We start from the raw sequence: 16,332 nt of genomic DNA, 5'->3' as shown, positions 1-16,332 counted from the left end.
AAAGAGTCATTTTTCGTGAAAGAAACACTTAGGTCACAGTTCTTTGGGATTTAGTTTTCCTCAAACAGTTTCGAGAGGCGTGTCATGAACAAGTTCAGGAACCGATCGGCATCGACGGTCAAGGAAGCTTGATCAGTTGATGGCTCATTCAGACGGTTGGCATCGCCAGTCGTCCGACCCCAGGTTGTTCCTTCAGTTTCAACAATCATGTTGAGCGGCAGGGTGGTAACGAGGTCTGGCATCAAGGCCACTCCAACGGCCAATGGATCATGCAAAGCACAACCGTTCAAACCAGGACTGGTGATTTCATAGGCTTTGATATAGAAGTCGACAATATCGGCAAAGGCGTCGCCGGCTTTGGTGTGTAAATCACGCCATTGCTGGGTTTCCTTGCGAGTTAGCAGTGTCCGCAGGGTGACATCGAGTCCGACCATCGTCAGATTCAAGCCAGCTGTGAAGACTTCATTGGCACTGACAGCATCTTGATTGATGTTGGCTTCAGCCGCATCGGTTACATTGCCGGGGACGGTCAAAGCGCCGCCCATCAAAACAACTTTGCCAATTTCTTTGACAATGCTGGGATCTTTGCGGATTGCAGCGGCCAGGTTTGTCAACGGACCAGTGGGCACTAAGATTAGATCCTGCTTGTACTTATGGGCGGCATCAATGATGAAATCAACGGCGGATTCAGATTCGATCGCACGACTGGACTCAGCCACAGCGACTTCGCCAATCCCGTTTTTCCCATGAATTTGGGCACTAATCGGCATCACATCGAAGTGATCAGTCACAACTGAATGCGATTCGCCCAGAAAGACGGGTACATCGGATGCCCCTAATAAATCAAGAATACGCAGGCTGTTTTTAGCACTGCGTTCAACGACAACATTGCCGTATGAACTGAGAATCCCAATCAAATCGGCTTCGGGCGAAGCAACGGCGTAAGCAATTGCTAAAGCATCATCAATACCAGTATCCAAATCTAAAATCATTTTTTGTTTTGCCAATGAACTCGCTCCTTTGTGTAAGTTGAACTGAAACGTATTTCAGAAGGTCAGCAGTTTACCAAACGAAAATGCCGACGATTCCGGCGGATAATAAGGAAACCAAAATACCAGATAACAATAAATAACCAACGTTGCGGGCGATGACGTCGTTCTTTTCTTTGTCAACCAAGCCCTTGAAGGCCCCAATAATCATGCCCAAGGTCGAGAAGTTGGCAAATGAAGTGACGAAGACAGTCAAAGCGGCTTGGAAATGCTTTGAGAAGGTGTGCAGAATTGGGGAAACATTGCCCATGACCACGAATTCGTTCGTGACGAGTTTCGTTCCCATATACTGTGCAAATTTGAAGGCTTCGCTGACGTCCATCCCAGTTAACCATGCGAATGGGAACATTACGATACCAAGCAAATGTTCAAGCGACAACCATGGATTGACCAGGCCCAGCAGACGGTCGATTAAGGCGGCCAATGCGACGAAGGCAATGACGTTGGCGGTGATAATCAGGACCAGTTTGCCGGCCCCCAAGATCGAATCACCTAAGAAGGAGAAGAACGGTTCGCGTTTTTCGGTTTCAGCTGCTTTAGTTTGTGTTTCAGCTGCTAATTCAGAACCGCTTGTATCAGTTGTTTGTGTGTCTGCTTCAGCATTGCTGGCGCCCATCTTGTAGATGACGTCTTCTTCTGGTGAAACGGAAACCGGATTTAAGATGTTGGTGACGATGATGGCGTTCATGATGTTGATTGGGATCGCCGTCAGGATAAATTGGCCGGGCATCATTTTGGTGTACGAACCGATGATCGAGGCGGTGACACAGCTCATGGACATCATGGCGAGCGTCAAGTCGCGTTTGGCGGACATTTTCTTCAGCTGCAAACCGGAGACAGCTAAGGCTTCGGTATTGCCCAAAAACATCATTTCAACCGCAAAGAAAGATTCAAACTTCGGCTGTCCGGTGATTTTTGCCAAGGCCCAGCCGACCCACTTGATAATGAAAGGTAAGACACCGATATAAGTTAAGATATCAAACATCGGCACAATCAGCAGAATCGGTAATAAGGCACTGGTAATGAAGTTCATTGATTTGACATGGACCCAGTTTGGTAACGCAAACTCGATCCCAGTGTAGGAAACTTGGACCAGCCAGTTGAAACCGGCCGCAGCCCCTTTGACAATGTCGCGCCCCAGCGGAAATCCAGTTAAGAACCAGGCCATTAAGACGTTGATGGCCAGCATAATTGCAATTGACTTCCAGTTGATGTTCTTCCGATCCTTCGAAAAAATAATGGCAATTCCTAAGAAAACAAACACGCCAATAATATTGATTACAAGATACACACTCGTAGCCTCCCAGATGATTTTCACGGCGGGTGCCGCCGTTTAATAGTTTTGACCGTTCTGATCCGTTGCTGACAACTTCGCGGCTATCAAGGAACTTCCCTTCTTGGTGTTATATTTTCAAGCCTCGCAAACGGGTAGGGGGTCTTATGAAAATTGGTCCTACCCAATTCAAATTTAAAAACGAAACAATCAAAATAAAGGTTGTTGTGATGTTCGTGATTTATCTGAAAATGATGCGAATTGCAGGCGTGAATCGCCAATAACCTTGCTAAAAGCATACCATAATTCATACTGGAGCGATAGCCCTTTTTATGGGGCCGCCTGTGAAAATATTTTCAGAAAAATGAGCTGCAAAAAAGCACCTGCAAATGAAAATCATTCACAGATGCTTGTTTGAATTAGTTTGCTTCACTGGTTGGTTCCGTTGTTTCCTCAGTTGTCGTTTCACTCGCTGGATGCGGATGATGCCGGACTTCGAACCAATTGATATAGGAACGGCTGAAATCGCTGACTTTGAAATCAAAGTCGCCGAGTGTGATCACATCATTCAGACGAATCTTCGGATAATTCTCAAGGACGAAGCCGGCCACCGTCACAATTTCCGAATCATCGAAACTCTTGATTTGAGTGTGGAAGTAACGTTCGAAATCATACAAAGTCGTTTTACCGCTGACCTTATACGTATCCTTGGTCTCTTTGATAATGTATTCATCAGAGACGTCGTCGATTTCATCTTTAACGGTCCCGAATAATTCTTCATAGATATCCTTATCAGTGACGATTCCGCTAGTGCCGCCGTATTCATCCACCACAACAACAATCGGTGTCTGTTTCTGAATCATCTGCGTCAGCAACGTTTGAATCGGCGTTGTTTCAGGAACGGTAATGATGGCCCGCAGCAATTTGCTGATGCGGATCGAATCATCGACCTGCGCCTGCCGGACCAGATCGTAGATATAGACATAACCAAGGACTTTATCCTTATTGTTATCCGCTACAACTGGAAAGCGGCTATAGCCTTGCTGCAGATAATCCTTAATGACATCTTTGACGGTGTCGGTGATATCCACTACATAAAGACTGGTCCGATCGACCATAATGTCACGGGCCACTTTATCGTTGAACTCGAAGGCCCGCTGCATATACAGCAAATCATTCTTATCAAGGGCCCCGCCTGAAACGGCATTTTTAGACAAACTCAGAATCTCAGCCTGCGAAAAGACTTCATTGCCTTCGTCAGCCGGCTGCAAGCCCATCATCTTGACGATTCCTAAGGCTGAAATGTTCAGCAGCCAGACAAACGGATAGAAGACCACATGGAAGTAATGCAACGGTGTGACGACCAGCATCAGCATTTTGAGCGGCATGTCGATACTAATGTTCTTTGGCACAATTTCGGTGAAGACCACTTCGAGGTAAGTCAGCAGAACAACCCCGACAATTGCACCTAAAGCATTCAGTGAGGACCCTGAAGCTAAATGAACGAAACCGAAGAAATCGACTAAAATCGATTCGATCGTCGATTCACCAATCCACCCTAAGATGATTCCAGCTAAACTAGTTCCGACCTGCGTCGTTGACAAGTATTCATTCAAACGCTGGACCATTTTAAGGGCCCGTTTCAATTTAGCTTGATTTCCTTCCCCAGAATTGATTTTATCTTCAAGGGCACTAGGACGTGTCTGCACCAATGCAAATTCACTTAAAACAAAGAAAGCCGCGAAAACAAAAGTTATTAAAATGATGACCAAGTTGGTCACTATTTCACCACTAGACAAGCTTCATTCCCCATTTCGTTTTTCAATCATGTTTTCATTATTCATTCTACCATTGCCTAGCTTGAAAATGCGTTAAAAAACAGTTTTTGCCAGAATTTACGAGATTGAAACCAGCCCTTTTGGTGCGGTCCCGCCTATAATAAGGCCAAAGGAGGGAATCCACATGAGTCAAAAACAGAATATTGCGCTTTTTCAAGCAACGATGAAGCAGTATCAAGAAAATCCCGGCGACGCTCAGTCATTCTTAATCAAGAGTATGGCGCCGGAAACACCAGGTGTGGCCGCTGGAAAAGAGGCGCCCATCAAAGTGGTCAATCAGGATGTCATTTCCTTGGCTTTGCAGCTGGAGGGCCATTTAGGCATCATGAATTTTGCCAGTCCGATCACACCGGGCGGCGGCGTTGAGCTCGGCGTCAATGCCCAAGAAGAGGCGATTGCCCGTGATACGTATCTGCTGCCGGAATTGGAAAAATTCACGGCCACTTATTATCGGCCGAATCGGGATCATCCGAATCATGGGCTGTACACTCGTGACATGATTTATTCGCGTCATGTCCGGATCACACAGGATGATAGCGGTAAGCCGGTTCAAAATCGGTATACGGACATTTTGACGGTCAATGCTCCTAATCTGAGTCAGGCCCATGGCGAGCTGACGGATGATCAGATTGAAGCTGATTTGGAAGCCAAGATTCTCAACACAGTGCGTGTGTTTAAGGATGAAAAAGTGACGGTACCATTGCTGGGTGCGTTCGGGACCGGTGTGTTCGGCAATGATCCGACGATGGTGGCGCAAATCTTCAAACGGATCTTGTCACGCCCAGAATTTAATGGGGTCTTTACGACCGTTTACTTTGCCGTTTTGGATCCTAGCCAGAAGACTTATGATCTTTTCAAGCAGATTTTGTGAGGGCATATTTAACGCTTTTCTGAAATGAACACGTTACAATGAAAGGTGAAGAGAAAATATGAACAAAGGGAGATAGATCATTATGACAAAAACAAAAGGGTTTGATTGGTTCAGTCTGATCGTTGGGATCTTGTCGTTGTGTGCGGCATGGGTTGTCTTCACACGCCCCTTAGCAAGTTTAGTAACGCTGGCCTATTTATTCGGTGGCTTTGCGCTGATCAAGGGCATCTATGAATTATGGTTCCGGAATACCGTTAAAAATACAGTCGGTGCAAATGGGACTTGGCTGCTGATCATTGCGATCATCGATATTATCTTAGGAGTTTATCTGTTATTCCATATCGGCGTTACAACGGCAATCCTGCCTTATGTCTTTGCGGTCTGGTTCATTGCCGATTCAATCGTTGAATTAGCAACTGCAGGCATTTATCGTCAGTTCAGCAAAGGTTATTACTGGTTCATTGTGATCCTGAATATCTTGGCGGTTATCTGCGGGATTTCACTCTTGTTCAATCCGATGATGTCGGCCGGCGTTTTGATCTACTTAGCTGGTTTCTACTTCATCTTCTTTGGAATTGCCTTTATTACAGAAGCGTTCTAAAGAATTTCAACCGTTTCGATTCGGTAAAGCGTCCGTTCGGGCGCTTTTTTTGTATCTAAAGCAATGGTACAATAGAAAACAATCACGAAACACGGAAATTAAAGGGGATTCCTTATGAAAAAGTCGACTTTGGCCGATATTCAGCAATTTGCAAAAACGGCAACAAAGCGTCCTGCCGCAAAGGACGAAATGAGTTATTTTGAGATCTTGGGGACCAAGGTCAATCAGACGATGATCAAGGCCAAGCAGCAGGCAATCCGGTGGCACATCCATTCCGAACAGCATACGGAAGACACCGAACAGCTGGCGGCGTACATGATCGATTACACCAATGCGCTCGTAAAACAGGGGATGAACGAGGCGGACGCATTGGTCCAAACCGAAAAAATCTTCGCCGTCAACAATCCGGACAATCCGCTGCTGAAGGATCCGCAGTACGCCTCTTGGCAGCATTACTATGCGACGATGGACCAGCATTTGCAGGAAGCAATTGGCCTAATCTATTTCAGCAGTGTTTTGCTAGGCCTTGCGATTGGAGCAGGCGCTGGCATTTTTGGCCAGATCTTATATAACGGCGTGATGATCGGGCACATCTTCTGGATGCTGCTGGTCGTCGGTGCCATTGCCGGCCTTGGAATCGGGATGGCCATCAATGCCCATTTAGTCCTGAAACAACGGGACAATGCATAACGGTACTTGCAGCGCTACAAGATTATTTTTATAATAAATGCAGACCTAGTTCTTCGGGAAAGGAGCATGCTAGATGTCAGATGTTGAATTTAAGGAGGTTCAAACACCTTCGCAGGCCGCTAAAAAATTAGGGGTTAGTGTCGCCACTTTGCGGAAGTATTCGCTGATGATCGAAAAAACGACCAGTCAGCCGCAGTACTTCGAACGTAATTCGCAGAATATGCGGTTGTATACACACAAAGATATTGAAAATTTGGAACAGGTTATCAAACTGAGCCATCAAAAAAATACGACGCTGCAGGACGCCATTCGGCAGTTGTATGCCATCTCTGAAAGCAGAACGCCGCAACAAGCGCCGCAACAGAAGACGGAAACGGCGCCTGTACCGGCCGAACAGTTCCAGCAGGCTGTTCAGCAGATGAGTGCGATGAACGCCGCCATGAATCAGCAGGAACAAACTATCAACGACTTACAGACGACTTTGGCAACCGTTCAGAAACAGAATGCGGCGATCCTCAGGAAGCTCGATCAGCAGAATGAGCATCGGGACCAGCAAGAAGCCGTGAAGGCCGACCCGAATACATATTTGCACAGCGAAAAGGAAGATGAAGCGGCCCAACGCAAAACGGCTTATGCCGGCGGGGTGCGGACGTTAGCCGATATGCAGGTTTCGCCGTTGGAAACGAAACAAACATGGTGGCAGAAGCTGCTCGGTTTCATTAAATCGTAAGCAACATAAAAGCAGGCCCAAAACATTTGTTTTGGACCTGCTTTTATGTTTAGAATTCAACGGTATCTGGGTCGGCAATCTTGTCTTTGAGACCTTTGATTTTATCGATCTTAGCCATATCTTCTTTATTTAATTCGAAATCGAAAATGTCGGTATTTTCTTGAATGTGCTGCGGATTTGTCGATTTTGGCAATGGCAGGAATCCATGCTGCAAGGACCAGCGCAAGGCCACTTGTGAAATTGACTTGTGGTAACGTTGAGCGATTGTGGACATGTCGCGTGACTTGAAAATATCGCCGGTGCCTAAAGGACTGTACGCTTCAAGCTGAATATTGTTTTCCTGGCAGTACGAAACAGTTTCAGGCTGCAGAACACCAGGTGCCAAGAAAATCTGGTCGACCATGGGAGCCACACTGGCTGTTTTAGCGAGTTCCTTCAAATGCTTCGGCCGGAAGTTGGAAACTCCGATTGCTTTCGCTTTGCCGGCCTGGTAGATTTCTTCCATGGCGTGCCAAGTTTCAGCGTTAGCTTCTGCCCAGTTTTCACGGAATTTAATCGGATTCGGCCAATGAATCAGCAGCAGGTTGACGTAATCAGTTCCCAAATCGGAGAGCGACTGTTCGAACGACTCTTTGGTCAGCTCGTAGCCGTGATTATTATTATCGATTTTAGTGGTAATGAAGAGGTCGTCACGGTTAATGCCGCTGGCGGTGATCCCAGCGCCGACTTCCGCTTCATTATGATAGCCTTGGGCCGTATCGATGTGACGGTAACCGTCATTGATCGCCGTTTCGACGGACGACTTAGCGTCAGGGCCTTCGGATTGCCAAGTGCCAAAGCCCACGATTGGGATTTTGACACCATTGTTCAATGTATATGTGCTAGATAAGTTTTGTACCATTTTCAGATAGCCTCCTTATTTATGCTAACTTCATTGTAACGCTTTCACTTTGAAATTGGGATTTAAAATCGCAAGCGTCATTTCACCAGTTCAAATTCATTTATGCTTATAATATGGGTGTTAGGAAGTCATGGAATCGAATCAGGAGGAATGTCGGATGAAACAAGTAAAAAAAATCCATGTAGGTGCTGATCAGCATGATTTTTCCTCAGTAATAGGCAAAATCGAGCATGAGCAAGGGTTCACCGAAGTGCGGAAACATTTTGATCATCTCGTTCAGAAAAAAACGCAAGTTCAGGATCAACAGTTAGTTCACGAGGATCTAGATTAACAAAGGTGAGGACTGTTTTAAAACGGTCCTCCTTTTTTTACGAGTTGTTATTCAAGCGCTGGCGTTATATGATGACCTTGTAGAAAGTATGCGCTTGCATATCAATTGATCGAATTTCTTTTGGTGAAGGGGAGCTATGAATATGAAGTATCTGACACTTGAAGTACATGATCAGGAAATCAGCGGGAATGAGGAAGATGGTCATTCCTACGATATCTCATTTACAAAGGACGATGACGTTGACGGTATTTTGACACGGTTAGCCGATGCCTTGCGTCCGCAGCATTTTGATGCGCTGGTATTAGCCAATGCGTCCGAATCTGTTTTTTCCGATACCGTTGTTAAAATCAATGGCGAAAAGGTCGATATTGGGATTGGCTTGACGAATAAGCTTTTGATTCCAGTCGTCAGTCAGGCAGCGGTGGCCGACAAGGGGCTCGAAGAAGCCACTCGTCAGCAGACCAACCAAGATGAATGGCATCTGTCTTATTACGGAATCTATCACGATAAGAAAGAATACGGTCAAGAAAGTCTGCTGACCGTCGGAAATGGGTTCTTCGGGCTGCGTGGTTCGTTTGTTGAAGCCAACGAATCGAAGAACTTTTATCCTGGGACATATATTGCTGGGGTTTATAACCAGCTGACAACGCCGATTCATGGACGGGATGTGGTCAATGAAGACCTCGTAAACATGCCGAACGGGCAATTCATGACTTTCAAAGTCGGGGACGGCGAGCCGTTCGCACTCGATGACAGTATGATTGATGACGTGTATAAGTCATTGAATTTCAAGACGGGTGCATTGAAGCTGCAGATGATTGTATCATTGCCAGACGGTAAAAAAGTCAAAGTGGAGACGATCAAATACGCCGATATGAAGAACTGGCATCACTATGCAGTTTCATACACATTGACACCATTGAATTTCTCCGGAGAAATGACACTGATTTCACGTCTGGACGGCAGTACTGTCAACGCTAACGTCGCTCGTTACAGTGATTTCAAGAATCGCCATTATGACATTACGAAGACGGAAGAATCCGGTACCGAAAACTATATGTTCGGTGAAACGAAGACGTCGCACGTCAAATTCGCCTTCGGAACCAATTTAGGCGTTGTCAATAATGAAACGATCGATATCGGCGACGAACTCCGCAATTACACTCATGACGATATCATGGAACAGACCATTGTCTTCTCAGCCGAACAAAACCAGTCCTATCAATTTACCAAGGATGTCGTCATGTTTACCAGCTTGGAAACAAAGGGCGACTTGGAAGAAGACCTCTTCAACGCACTGAATAATGATAGCTTTGCTTCAGCCGAGAAGAACAGCCGTCTAGCTTGGCAGCGTATCTGGGAAAAGGCCGATTTGAAGGTAACCGGTGATGTTGTTGCACAGAAACTGCTGCGGATGGATATTTTCCATGCCTTTGTGACTGCCACTGAAACGGCCAACAAGAATCTCGATGCTTCCGTCGGGGCACGTGGGCTCCATGGTGAAGCTTATCGGGGCCACATTTTCTGGGATGATTTGTTCATCATGCCGTTCTACACACAGAATTATCCGAATTTGACCAGAAAATTATTGCAATATCGGTTCAAGCGTCTCGACGCTGCCAAGAAGTATGCCAAAGAGAATGGCTACGATGGGGCCATGTACCCATGGCAGTCGGCGATGTACGGCGATGAACAATCGCAGTTCGTCCATCTGAATCCATTGACGAATACTTGGGATCCTGATAACAGCCGTTTGCAGCGTCATGTTTCTTTGGCTGTTGCTTACAACATCTGGTACTATTACCATCAGACACTCGACATCGACTTTATGAAACAATATGGGATGCCGATTTTGCTTGAAGTGGCTAAGATGTGGGCCAGCATGGCTAAGTACAATGCCAAAGAAGGCTCCTATGATATCGATGGCGTGATGGGACCGGATGAATTCCATGAAGGATATCCGGGTGCGAAAAAGGCCGGCTTGAACAACAACGCCTACACGAATGTCATGGTAGTCTGGTTGTTCCAGACGGTAGAACGGTTCATTCAGATTCTGCCGAAGGATGAAAATGCTAAATTGTATCAGGATGCCGATTTCAACCACGATAACATTGATGAAATGCGCAAGATTCAGCGTGATTTGACAATCGAAGTCAGTGATGACGGCATTATCGCCCAATTCCAAGGATACTTCAAACTGAAGCCGCTCGATTTGGATGCTTACAAGAAGAAGTATGGCGACATTTCACGGATTGACCGGATTTTGAAGGCTCAAAACGAATCGCCGGATGAATATCAGGTTGCTAAACAAGCTGATACTTTGCAGGCTATTTACGAATTGCCATTGGACCATTTCGAAGCCGTCTTCAAGGCACAAGGTATCAAATTACCAGCTGACTATCTGGTTAAGAATGTCCGTTACTACTTGGCTCGGACCACACATGGTTCGACATTGTCACGGATTGTCTACGCCGAATTAGCCTTGCTGGATAATCAGCGTGACCTGTCATGGGATCTCTTCTCAGAGGCATTGTCCTCTGATTACTACGATATCCAAGGCGGGACGACTGCCGAAGGAATTCATTTAGGCGTTATGGGCGCCACGATTATGGTCACCGAACGTGATTATGCCGGTGTTGATGATCGGGGAGCTGAAATCAGCATTGATCCGCATATGCCGAAACAATGGGGTTCGATTGAATTCATCCGCTTGTTCCGTGGCGTTGAATATCACTTCTTAGTCACTAAGAACAAGATTGAAGTCACCGCTAATCAAGATGTTTCGGTTCGGATTCAGGGCGAACAAACTTCATTGACGGCCAATAAGACCGAAACTGTCACTTATGACTAATTAAATTGCTTCATGAAAAAGGGCATCCGGAAAAATCCGGATGCCCTTTTTTGAGAACGCTGATTTAATGTTCGATGCGATGTAACGGTTCGCCTTTTAGGATGCGATCGATTGTATCGAGCGTGCCATCGTGTTCATTATCATGGACGGTTTCGTAGTTGACAATCGCTTTGACTTCTGGGGCGGCATTCTTCATTGCAATGCCGTATTTGCAAGCCTTCAGCATTTCGATATCGTTGCCGCTATCGCCAAAGGCCGCCATATTGTCACGGGTCAGATTCCAATGCTTTCTGAAGATTTCCATCCCGTTGGCTTTGCTGATGCCGTCATTGAGAACATCAATCCCGCCACGACCGCTGGAAGTGCCCCGCAATAAACCTTTGAACTGCTGGTCGATAAACCGCATTTGGGTCGAGACATCATCGCTGTCCCAGCCTAGAGAAATCTTGTAGATGTTGTCGTCGACATTTTCGAGGTTATGGACGATATGCAGGTCCTGGTAGTAATACTTGGCATTTTTAATATCTTCGGCTGATTCGTTATCTGGAATGTAGGCACCATGTTCCCCAGAGAGGATGTGGTTGCCGCCAGCGAAGATCGAATTGGTTTCCAATTCATGGACAAACCGTTTAAGAACGTTCGGCTTGATGAAGCTTTGTTCCAATTTTTCATCCCGGCCGGTCATGACAAAGGCACCATTTTCAGCAATGTATGAAATCTTGCCATGGATATCTTTGAAAATTTCCTTTAAATGCAAAAACTGGTTGCCGCTGGAAACGACAAAATGAATATGGCGGGCGTTCATTTCGTCAAGCTGTTTCTGAAAGCGCGGCTCATCGAATGTTTTATCATCTCGCAAGAAGGTGCCATCCATATCCATCCCAATTAGTTGAATACTCACGATCACTCACTCCCAATCAAAGATTGTTATCAAGTTCATTATAACGCCTTTGGACCGGAAAAGGCTTTAAAAGGGCGATTATCTGGCTGTGAAAAATAAATGTGCCACGATGCCCATTTATTGTTATGATAATCTTATTAAATATTTAATCAGTTAGGTTTAAGGAGGAAGCAGGATGTTTAACATATTTCGGCATCGGGACCATCAGCCGGCCGATGATGAGCACCTGTACGCACCAGTGTCGGGTCAATTAGTGACGCTCGATCAAGTCAGCGATCCCGTTTTTGCCAGTCAGGCAATGGGCAGCGGCGTCGGCGTCGTACCAGCTGATGATCAGGCGCAGACAATCACGGTCACGAGTCCCGCTGCGGCCAAGGTGACGATGGTTGCCAAATGCAAACATGCCATTGGTCTAACGATGGCGAATGGGCTGCAGATTTTAATACATATGGGCGTCGATACGGTTAGCCTGAAGGGCAAACCGTTTGAAATTATGGTCGAAAAAGGGCAGCCAGTCCAGCCCGGTCAAGCGTTAGCACAGATTGATCTTCAGCAAATCAAAGCCGCCGCATTGGACCCAGTCATTATTTTGGCTTTTACCAATGCCGCCGAGCAATTATTACGTTTCAGTCTTACCGCCAAGGGCAATGTTGCTCAGGGCAAACCAATTGGTAAAATGATTCCGGAAACGGAAGACGACGAATAAGCTGTTTGGATACGTTCAAACAGTACATAAAAAAGACTCGCATGTGCGGGTCTTTTTTATGTGCTAGCCCAAATAAGTTAATCACTGAACTTTAATTGGAATTGACGTTTTTCCAGATCGATGTTGATCGTCACATGGCGCGTCAGATCGGCGACCACGTTGCGAGCAAATTCGACACGATCGTCGAAGTCTTTGAGGGACTTCGAGAAATCATATTTGCTGTATTCAAAGTTTTCGGTGATGAATGAGGCATTCGAAACGTAATTAAGATTATTTTCATCATGCCGTGAGCCCGGCTTTAAAACAGCGTCGATATAGTGAAATAAAAGATCGGGTGAAAAATGCAACGGTTTTTGGAGCTGCGTTTCGATCGTGAATGTGGGATTGTCATCGACCATCACATCATCGATCGTGATCTGAGTCAGTGCCTGATAGAGTTTCATAATGTGTGACCTTCCTTCTGATCTGAAATAAATAACTTTATTTTTATTATAGCCAACCTCTCGTGCAATGAATAGAAAAAATTAGTATTCGGCTTACATTTTTTCAAGGAAATCCAAAAGTCGGGATTGCAGCTCCATGAAGTGATCGAAATCATAAGCTGGATGGGTCTCCAGTAACGGTTCTAGGCGTTCACAGCTGGTCGTGAAGATTTGTGTGACGACTTCGGTGCCTTTGTCCGTTAAATAAACTTCTAAAGTCCGTAAATCGTTAGGGTCACGGTTCTTACGAATCAGACCGCGTTGCGACAATGAATCAACGGCTGACGATAAAGTGCTGGATGCGATCCCCAGCTGATGCTGAATATCGACTAGGCTGGTCGGGTCCTTGTGAGCAATCTCTTCAAGGGCACGGTACTGGGTCAAATTGAGATCAAAGGCTTTGATCTCCTCCAACAAGATTTTTTCCAGCTTGTGGTTGACTTGAAATGAGGTAATAAATAGGTTTTGCAATTTGGCATGTTCTGGTTCGGGCACGCTGAATTCCCCCTTAACGGATGATACGGTCAAGGCGGGGTGTAGCAGAGTTAGTCGAGATAAATGTGGCGCAAGACCGCAATATCATCTTTAGACAACTCGAGTTCCTGATGCAGATAACGCTGGATGGTATCTGATTGTTTCTGAATATCTTCAAGGGCCGTGTCCAAATAGGCTGGATTGACGGTCATCAGATCCTGCATGCTCTGCTTTAAGTTCGCATTAGCATGTTCCTGCTCCAAACGCTGGTGCATCGACGCGATTTTTTTGGTGGTAACTTGATTGGTCAATAAGTAATCCTGCCGGATCGCAGCTGGTTCGACGCCCAATGCACTCAGCAGAAAGACGGCGCCCATCCCAGTCCGATCTTTACCGGCTGTACAATGAAACAGCAGGACCTGATTTGGCTGGTCATTGCTAAGTAGCGCAGCAAAAAATTTCTGGTAGGCATGCTTTGAATGGGCATCGTTAACGAGTCCATGGTAGGCATCGACCATTTGGTGGAATCCTGTTTGCGAATCGGCCGAAAGCGTCTGACGCATTTTTTCGGGGCTGACTGAACTTTCCGTTTGATCGTAGGTGAAAACGGGAACGTGTTCATAAACAGCATTTACCGGCACTTTATCCGGAGATTTACGAACCTCGTCGGGTGAACGAAAATCGATATCTTGGACAACGCCATATTGATCCAGCAATTGTTCATCAGCTGACGTCAACTTATCCAGCTTACCTGAACGGAGCAATTTATGCCACTTAACAGTATGACCATCTTGCGTGCGATAACCGCCTAATTCACGGAAGTTTTCGCCGCCCTGAATATTTAACAAACGTTGCGGTGCTGAGACAGACATTATTAAAGAAACCTCCCTTTAATTGTTTTGCTTCTAGTGTACCGAACTTGATTGAAAAAGAAAAACATTATTTAGGAAAAATAAATTTAGCGGCACGGCCAACATCAGACTTGAATAAAAGCGGCGAAACTATTATTCTTAAAGGGAAGAGAGCACTTTCAAACTCAATGAAAGTAGGTTGAAAATCATGGAACAAGAATATAAAAGCATCTTAGTACCTGTCGACGGCTCCAAAGAAGCTGAATTGGCCTTAAGCAAGGCTGAAGAAGTAGCCAAACGGAACCACGCCCATCTTGATATTTTAAATGTGTTAGATACCAAGCAGTTTGCCGGCAATTACGGCGGCATGCTTACTGGCGATGCGATCTATCAAATCTCTGAGGACGCACAGAATTATTTGAACAGCTTGAAGTACAAGGCTGAACAAAAAGGCATTAAAGATATTTCGATCCATGTTCGTTTCGGGAATCCGAAGCCCGTTATTGCCCAAGACTTTCCGACAGATCATCACACAGATCTGATCATGATCGGCTCCACCGGTTTAAATGCCGTTGAACGCGTTCTGGTCGGCTCGGTCACATCTTATGTCAATCGAATGGCCGTTTGCGATGTGCTGATCGTCAAGACTGAATTAGATAATAAGACCCGCTTACCAAAGAAAGCAACGAAATAAAGGATGTCAAGACTATGGCTGAAGTCATAGTCTTTTTTTCGTGTCGCAATTGCTTTTTTGCGTAATGAGAGGCAGGAGGGATAATTATGACGGAAAAATTACCACGCTGGGCGCAAAGCGACGCTCTAATGGCTGATTATTATGTGCATGAATGGGGACATCCGGAACACGATTCACAGAAACTGTTTGAATTATTGAGTTTGGAAACCTATCAGGCTGGTTTGAGCTGGCTGCAGGTGCTGCAACGGCGAGCGGCGTTTCAAAAAGCATTTCATCAATATGACATTGAACAGGTGGCTCAAATGACGGACCAGGAAATTGACCAGCTGATGCAGAATCCAGGTTTGATTCGCAACCGTTTGAAGCTGACAGCGACAGTCCAGAATGCACAGGCCATTCAGAAACTGCCAGAGTCGTTTGCCGCTTATTTATGGAGCTTTGTAGACGGCCGGCCACAGGTGCACCATCCCGCAACTTGGGCTGATGTACCCTCGCAGGATGCGTTGTCGCAGCGTGTTGCTAAGCAGCTGAAAAAAGACGGCTTTCATTTTGTCGGGCCGGTCATTGTCTACGCTTTTCTGCAGGCCAGCGGTGTGATCGATGACCATGTTCGGACCAAATGAGCAACAAAAAAGGCATCTCAGCGGATTCATGCTGTTGAGATGCCTTTCTGCGTTTTTCGAATTTCTCTCGATTGTGTGCGAGCGAGCACTGTAAAACTAGAATCGCCCCAGCCAAGTGAGGGAATCACTGGCGGAGCCTCCGAATGTGTTTCGAAGAAGTCGTTGCTTGAACGATTGCTTCAAAAGCACTTTCGTTAAGCGGTATGACGTTGATAGCGGTCTTGCTTAAGCAAGTTTGGCACACGCATCGGGACCTCGCCGTCGCGTAATGCAAGAATGTAACCATTCTTGATCCGCAACTTGTACTTGACACCCATCTGTAATTGGATGGGATGGCCCAGATAATCATACATTTGGTAAATCTTCTTCTGAGTAGCTGTCTTCATCATATTCGCTCTCCCTTCGTTTCCACAAAGGCAATACAAACATTCTTTAACCGTCTTTATTATACGACAGATTTGTGAAT

At 45.8% G+C, this 16,332-nt stretch carries 18 protein-coding genes; 9 read left to right on the top strand and 9 right to left on the bottom strand.

Annotated elements, in window-relative coordinates:
• Positions 1-50: 50 nt before the first annotated feature.
• The 3 genes from IV40_RS09870 to IV40_RS09860 form a co-directional block, all read right to left on the bottom strand.
• Complete coding sequence (locus tag IV40_RS09870) at positions 51-1,007, bottom strand: nucleoside hydrolase (RefSeq protein WP_057771137.1); 957 nt, start codon at positions 1,005-1,007, stop codon at positions 51-53.
• A 55-nt stretch (positions 1,008-1,062) separates the two neighbouring features.
• Positions 1,063-2,340 (bottom strand): NupC/NupG family nucleoside CNT transporter, encoded by a 1,278-nt coding sequence (locus IV40_RS09865; RefSeq protein WP_057771135.1) that lies wholly within the window; start codon positions 2,338-2,340, stop codon positions 1,063-1,065.
• Between the two features lie 401 nt (positions 2,341-2,741).
• Positions 2,742-4,121 (bottom strand): hemolysin family protein, encoded by a 1,380-nt coding sequence (locus tag IV40_RS09860; RefSeq protein ID WP_057771133.1) that lies wholly within the window; start codon positions 4,119-4,121, stop codon positions 2,742-2,744.
• Positions 4,122-4,284: 163 nt separating this feature from the next.
• Here IV40_RS09860 and IV40_RS09855 point away from each other — a divergent pair, with 163 nt between their 5' ends.
• From IV40_RS09855 to IV40_RS09840, 4 genes are all read left to right on the top strand, one after another.
• Positions 4,285-5,031: a TIGR02452 family protein gene (locus IV40_RS09855; protein ID WP_057771132.1), complete on the top strand. Its 747-nt coding sequence runs from the start codon at positions 4,285-4,287 to the stop codon at positions 5,029-5,031.
• An 82-nt stretch (positions 5,032-5,113) separates the two neighbouring features.
• Positions 5,114-5,632, top strand: a complete 519-nt coding sequence (locus tag IV40_RS09850) for an HdeD family acid-resistance protein (RefSeq protein ID WP_057771130.1) — start codon at positions 5,114-5,116, stop codon at positions 5,630-5,632.
• 114 nt (positions 5,633-5,746) lie between these two features.
• Positions 5,747-6,322, top strand: a complete 576-nt coding sequence (locus tag IV40_RS09845) for a hypothetical protein (protein ID WP_057771127.1) — start codon at positions 5,747-5,749, stop codon at positions 6,320-6,322.
• Between the two features lie 73 nt (positions 6,323-6,395).
• Positions 6,396-7,052, top strand: coding sequence for a MerR family transcriptional regulator (locus tag IV40_RS09840; RefSeq protein ID WP_057771125.1), 657 nt, complete (start codon positions 6,396-6,398; stop codon positions 7,050-7,052).
• A 49-nt stretch (positions 7,053-7,101) separates the two neighbouring features.
• On the opposite strand, the gene IV40_RS09835 is transcribed toward IV40_RS09840, so the two are convergent.
• The gene (locus IV40_RS09835) at positions 7,102-7,953 is read right to left on the bottom strand and encodes an aldo/keto reductase (RefSeq protein WP_057771122.1); all 852 of its coding nucleotides are present in this window, start codon (positions 7,951-7,953) and stop codon (positions 7,102-7,104) included.
• A gap of 157 nt (positions 7,954-8,110) precedes the next feature.
• Between IV40_RS09835 and IV40_RS10815 the strand changes: the two genes are divergently transcribed.
• Positions 8,111-8,284: a hypothetical protein gene (locus IV40_RS10815; protein ID WP_156404279.1), complete on the top strand. Its 174-nt coding sequence runs from the start codon at positions 8,111-8,113 to the stop codon at positions 8,282-8,284.
• Positions 8,285-8,426: 142 nt separating this feature from the next.
• Positions 8,427-11,135, top strand: a complete 2,709-nt coding sequence (locus IV40_RS09830) for a glycoside hydrolase family 65 protein (RefSeq protein WP_057771140.1) — start codon at positions 8,427-8,429, stop codon at positions 11,133-11,135.
• Between the two features lie 64 nt (positions 11,136-11,199).
• Here the strand turns inward: IV40_RS09830 and IV40_RS09825 are convergent, their stop codons facing one another.
• Positions 11,200-12,036, bottom strand: coding sequence for a Cof-type HAD-IIB family hydrolase (locus tag IV40_RS09825; RefSeq protein ID WP_057771120.1), 837 nt, complete (start codon positions 12,034-12,036; stop codon positions 11,200-11,202).
• Positions 12,037-12,211: 175 nt separating this feature from the next.
• Between IV40_RS09825 and IV40_RS09820 the strand changes: the two genes are divergently transcribed.
• Complete coding sequence (locus IV40_RS09820; RefSeq protein ID WP_057771118.1) at positions 12,212-12,742, top strand: PTS sugar transporter subunit IIA; 531 nt, start codon at positions 12,212-12,214, stop codon at positions 12,740-12,742.
• A gap of 77 nt (positions 12,743-12,819) precedes the next feature.
• Here the strand turns inward: IV40_RS09820 and IV40_RS09815 are convergent, their stop codons facing one another.
• The 3 genes from IV40_RS09815 to IV40_RS09805 form a co-directional block, all read right to left on the bottom strand.
• A complete protein-coding gene (locus IV40_RS09815; protein ID WP_057771116.1) occupies positions 12,820-13,185 on the bottom strand; it encodes a hypothetical protein in 366 nt (121 codons plus the stop codon).
• A gap of 93 nt (positions 13,186-13,278) precedes the next feature.
• Positions 13,279-13,719 carry a MarR family winged helix-turn-helix transcriptional regulator gene (locus IV40_RS09810; protein WP_057771115.1) on the bottom strand — a complete coding sequence of 147 codons (441 nt, stop codon included), beginning with the start codon at positions 13,717-13,719 and terminating at the stop codon, positions 13,279-13,281.
• 50 nt (positions 13,720-13,769) lie between these two features.
• Complete coding sequence (locus tag IV40_RS09805; RefSeq protein WP_057771114.1) at positions 13,770-14,570, bottom strand: tyrosine-protein phosphatase; 801 nt, start codon at positions 14,568-14,570, stop codon at positions 13,770-13,772.
• A 187-nt stretch (positions 14,571-14,757) separates the two neighbouring features.
• Here IV40_RS09805 and IV40_RS09800 point away from each other — a divergent pair, with 187 nt between their 5' ends.
• Together IV40_RS09800 and IV40_RS09795 are read left to right on the top strand one after the other, a co-directional pair.
• Positions 14,758-15,243, top strand: a complete 486-nt coding sequence (locus IV40_RS09800) for a universal stress protein (protein WP_057771113.1) — start codon at positions 14,758-14,760, stop codon at positions 15,241-15,243.
• Between the two features lie 86 nt (positions 15,244-15,329).
• Positions 15,330-15,866: a DNA-3-methyladenine glycosylase I gene (locus tag IV40_RS09795; protein ID WP_057771111.1), complete on the top strand. Its 537-nt coding sequence runs from the start codon at positions 15,330-15,332 to the stop codon at positions 15,864-15,866.
• 194 nt (positions 15,867-16,060) lie between these two features.
• On the opposite strand, the gene IV40_RS09790 is transcribed toward IV40_RS09795, so the two are convergent.
• Positions 16,061-16,255 carry a hypothetical protein gene (locus tag IV40_RS09790; protein ID WP_057771109.1) on the bottom strand — a complete coding sequence of 65 codons (195 nt, stop codon included), beginning with the start codon at positions 16,253-16,255 and terminating at the stop codon, positions 16,061-16,063.
• Between the last annotated feature and the right edge of the window lie 77 nt (positions 16,256-16,332).

This window comes from Lactobacillus selangorensis, from assembly GCF_001437205.1.
GTDB lineage: Bacteria > Bacillota > Bacilli > Lactobacillales > Lactobacillaceae > Paralactobacillus > Paralactobacillus selangorensis.
Note: the sequence above shows the minus strand (reverse complement) of the source record. Positions and strands in the feature narration are given on the sequence as shown.